We start from the raw sequence: 4,637 nt of genomic DNA, 5'->3' as shown, positions 1-4,637 counted from the left end.
TCCTCGATTGACGAGGGAGAAATCAGCCTCAACCAAAATTGATCACTCAACGCGCCCGCCGGATAGCTTCAATCTGGGCTCGAGAGTTAAAGCCTCTTTACCGAGCCCATTTAATCGAACTTTAAAGTGCTCACGGGAATGCTCATTGATGGTGGTTAAAATACTAGCTTTTGCTTCATCCACAAAGTTACCGTCTTTATCAAAAAATTCTGCCTCCATCATTAAGGACTTCCACACATTATCGCTCTTGTTTACCACCACTCCATGGAGCTCAAAACCCCATCTATTTAAAGAAGTGGATACATCTACAATCGAAAGATCTTCAGTAATAACCGGTTTAAAATAAACAACTTTATATGTGGGAATAAAGAAAAGAAGAGGAAGAACTAGGAAAAGAAAAGCATATTTCCAGCTATGTTTGATCTCAATCCGATTAGCAATTACAGATATATCTTTATCGCAATGCGGGCAGGTAAGTTTGGGCTTCATTAGAACTTATGAAAACGATTTAATTTAATCTGCGCAAAACAAATGCAACCGAAGTCACCTCAATAAAATTTAGGATATTATCTGCTTAATCGGCTCCGCACCTTCCACCCCGACGAGGCTCTTGTCCAAACCACCATGGAAGAAGGAAAGGTTGTTGGGATCGAGACCGAGCTGGTTGAGAATGGTGGCGTGAAGACGCCTGACATGGAATTTATCGTCCACCGCCATGCTCCCCAACTCATCGGTCGCACCCACGGACACTCCCCCTTTGATTCCGCCCCCAGCCATCCACATGGTAAAGCCATAAGCATTGTGATCGCGCCCGGTACCCTCTTTGTACTCAGCAGTGGGCTGTCGGCCAAATTCTCCTCCCCAAACCACAAGAGTTTCATCAAGCAATCCACGCTGTTTTAAATCCTTAAGTAATCCGGCAATAGGCTTGTCCGTATTGCCCGCATGCAACTCATGATTTTTAACAAGATCTCCGTGCGCATCCCAGTTTGCATCGTTATGGTGGCCACCCGAATAGACCTGAATAAAACGGACGCCACGCTCCACCATTCGGCGGGCAAGCAGGCACTTCCGTCCAAAGTCTTCCGTCCTTGAACCGTCGATTCCATAAAGTTCCTTAATCCTGGTTGATTCCTTATCCAAATCTACCGCTTCGGGAGCAGAGGACTGCATTTTGTAAGCCAGTTCATAAGAGGCCACTCGGGCAGAAAGGTTAGTATTATCGTAACGGCTGGATAAGTGGCCCTCGTTCATCATCCGTAAATGATCAAGTAATGTGCGCTGCTCGGCTCCGGCAATTCCCTTCGCGTTCTTTAAGTCGAGAATAGGTGTACCCTGTGAGCGTAATACAGTGCCTTGATAACTGGCAGGCATATAACCGCTTGACCAGTTCTTCGCTCCACTAATAGGACCGCCCATTTTATCAAGCATAACCATAAAGCCGGGCAGGTTCTCATTAACACTACCCAGGCCATAGTTCACCCAGGATCCAATAGATGGATGCCCGGAAAGTAAATTTCCAGAATTCATCATCAGCATGGCTGACCCATGAATGGGAGAGTCCGCAGTCATGGAGTGTAGAAAAGCAATATCATCCACACACTCCCCAATGTTAGGGAAAAGATCGGAGACGTGTTTCCCACACTGGCCATACTGTTTAAATTTCCACTTTGGTCCAACCACCCGGCTTTCATTACGATGCCCACCTCTGCCGAATGTTTTTACCTGAATGGTCTTTCCGTCCAATGGGTAGAGCTCAGGCTTATAATCAAAGGTATCCATATGACTGGGCCCACCGTACATGAAAAGAAAGATTACCGACTTTGCCTTGGCTGGGAGAGGCGGTGCCTTTGGAGCAAGCGGATTGACGAAATCTGGTACCTTGGCAATAGCCTTGGAGGCGAAGAAACCATCGAGAGGCGGTGCCTTTGGAGCAAGCGGATTGACGAAATTTGGTGCCTTGGCTATAGCCTTGGAGGCGAAGAAACCATCCTGAGCAAGCATCCCAGTAAGCCCGAGGGCAGCGAACCCACCTCCAATATCCTTGATGAATTCCCGCCGGTTGAGTTGGTTACAAAAGTTTGGCTGATTTTGTTTCATGATTAGTCCAGGTAAATAAATTCATTGAGATTCAGTGCAAGCAGGGCAAAACGGTCGAGTGCTTCCTTCGGAGAAAGGTTACCTACCCGGGCCACTTCCTCCATCATTCTAACTCCCGCCTGAACCTCCTGAGGCTGAGGTTTGCGGGAAAAAACAATCGAAAGACCACACTCCACCTGTTCGGCAGAAGATGGACCTGCAGTTCGCCGGATACGGTCGGCTAATGAGAGAGCAGAGTCATTGACAAATTCACCATTGAGCATGGTGAGTGACTGAGTGGGCACGGTGGTGGTGAAGCGGACTGGACAGGTGCTGTCCGTATCAGCCATGTCGTGACTAAGCAAAATGGGATCCTGCAAAGAACGTTTTACTTTAACATAGACACTACGACGGTTGGCCTGAGCGGGAGTGGACTTTCCCCATGCTTTGTCTGGTTGCGATGCCGTTTTTAGAATTATCTCCGGCAAAGGGGGGGTCACACTCGGTCCACCGAGGCTAAGATTAATCGACCCACGTGCAGCGAGGATGGAATCGCGCACTTCTTCTGCCTGAAGTCGGCGCATATCAAAACGCCAAAAGAGGTTATTCAACGGATCTTTGAGTAAGGCTTGATCATTGGGAGCAGAAGAACGCTGGTAGGCATGGCTCGACATAATCAGACGGTGCATGGCCTTGATATCCCAGCCTGACTCCACGAAACGATGTGCCAACCAGTCGAGCAACTTAGGATGTGTAGGAGCCACACCTTGTATACCAAAATCATTGGATGAGCGGACAATCCCACGCCCGAAATGATATTGCCAGATACGGTTGACCATGACCCTCGCAGTCATGGGGTTTTCCGGAGATGCCAGCCACTCCGCAAGCACCCGGCGGCGACCACTGGAACTTCCTTTTTTATAACTGGCTGGAATCTTCGTCTCAGAATCGCCAAAAATACTGGGAAATGCAGGTTCAACTTGAGGACCAGGCAGGGCTGGATTTCCTCGACGGAGAATGTGGACGGGATGATCGCCCTGCTCCGCAACTGCCAGCACGGGGTACTGATTGGTCGAGGGCTCAGACTTCAAATGATTCGCAAGGTTTTTCTTATCCTTCTTGTAAGAATTAAAACGACCTGCGGTCATCACCCGTGAACCGTGATTTCCGATCAGGCCATCAAGGTTAATTTTCTTGGAAAATCCACGTAAGGAAATATCAGCATACTGCCCACCAGCTGTTTGCTTCACATGAACTGCGAGTACATTCTGCCCAGTCTGCAATGCAGCATGAGCAGTCTCGGTAACATCATGAGTTTCATAATGGGTGGAATATCCCGATTTTTGAAAAATTATCCTGCCGTTAAGAAAAACGGTAATATCCTCATCATGATGAAAGGAAAGGAATAATGACTCAGGTAATTCCGCCAATCCGAACTTGTGACGCATCCAAATGTGAGGAGTATTCCAATCGGTACGAACAATCGAACCGGGGGTACCCTTTAACCCAAAGCCTGATTTCCCGACCGCCCAATCAGCATCCCCAAATCCATTGGTTTGCCAATCGTCAGCAGGGGCGGAAAAAGTGTATTTCCAGTCTGTTCCACCGGTGCGGGCATCCGCAATGTTCAGAATAGACTTGGGCAAATGTTTTGGTTCAAGCTTGGAGAAAAAATCGCTCTTAAAGGAAACCACTGACCTGTCTAGTTGTTGTTTTCGTGCTTCCCAGTTTTTCCGAGTATGAACCAATTGCGGGTCGGGCTTTATAGCTGTTACCTTGATCAGGTTACTTTGTGCATTACGATGGGGAGAAACATTAGCGAAGAAAGAAAGCATGGAATAGTAGTCTTTCGCTGATATGGGATCAATTTTGTGGTCGTGACATCGGGCACATCCGATAGTCATACCAAGAAACACTTCCCCCGAAGTACGCACGATATCATCAAGGTAGTCATAGCGGGCAAGTGTGCGATCAGCCGGTTCGTCATCCCATACCCCAAGACGGTGGTACCCCGTTGCGGTGATGGATGCGGCATCAGCATCAGGTAATTCATCTCCTGCAATATGTTCCAGGATCATCCGGTCGTAGGGCTTGTTTTGATTAAATGAATCAATCACATAATCACGGTAACGCCAGATTTCTGGCTTATTACCATCGCGTTCATAACCGTTGGTCTCTGCATACCGAACAAGATCGAGCCAATGCCTACCCCACTTCTCACCGTAATGAGAAGACATGAGCAAACGATCGACCAATTTGCTGAATTTTTCAGAATTCTCGTCATTCACATATGCATCCACTTCTTCAGGTGCAGGCGGTAATCCAATTAGGTCGTAAAACACCCTTCTTACTAAAAGACCATCTTCGGCACGAGAATTCGCAGGTAACTTAGCCTCCTTAAGTTGGAGGTTAATGAAGCGATCGATCGGATGTTCTCCCAGTGCATGGAGGGGAAGTTTTGGCTTAGTTGGTCTACTAAAGCCCCAGTGACTTTTGGCTTTTTCATAATCCGGCCCGTGGTGAACAATTTCACCCTCCGGTTCAACCTCATCGGCATT

General features: G+C 47.8%; 3 protein-coding genes. All 3 read right to left on the bottom strand.

All coding sequences use genetic code 11. From position 1 onward, the window contains the following. Positions 1-42 precede the first annotated feature (42 nt). Complete coding sequence (locus tag ACKPQ4_RS05010) at positions 43-489, bottom strand: FxLYD domain-containing protein (RefSeq protein ID WP_407680112.1); 447 nt, start codon at positions 487-489, stop codon at positions 43-45. Between the two features lie 69 nt (positions 490-558). Next, positions 559-2,100: a DUF1501 domain-containing protein gene (locus ACKPQ4_RS05005; protein WP_407680111.1), complete on the bottom strand. Its 1,542-nt coding sequence runs from the start codon at positions 2,098-2,100 to the stop codon at positions 559-561. A 2-nt stretch (positions 2,101-2,102) separates the two neighbouring features. Next, positions 2,103-4,637 (bottom strand): DUF1549 and DUF1553 domain-containing protein (locus ACKPQ4_RS05000; RefSeq protein ID WP_407680110.1); only part of this gene is annotated, 2,535 nt, incomplete at its 5' end.

The organism is Candidatus Chordibacter forsetii (assembly GCF_964187505.1).
Taxonomy (GTDB): Bacteria; Verrucomicrobiota; Verrucomicrobiia; order Opitutales; family Seribacteraceae; genus Chordibacter; species Chordibacter forsetii.
The sequence above is the reverse complement of the archived record's forward strand: the minus strand, read 5'-3'. Positions and strand labels throughout refer to the sequence as shown.

Bases quoted from the DNA above. Each gene is read 5' to 3' on its own strand.
- ACKPQ4_RS05010 (WP_407680112.1), bottom strand. From the start codon at position 489: ATGAAGCCCAAACTTACCTGCCCGCATTGCGATAAAGATATATCTGTA.
- ACKPQ4_RS05005 (WP_407680111.1), bottom strand. From the start codon at position 2,100: ATGAAACAAAATCAGCCAAACTTTTGTAACCAACTCAACCGGCGGGAA.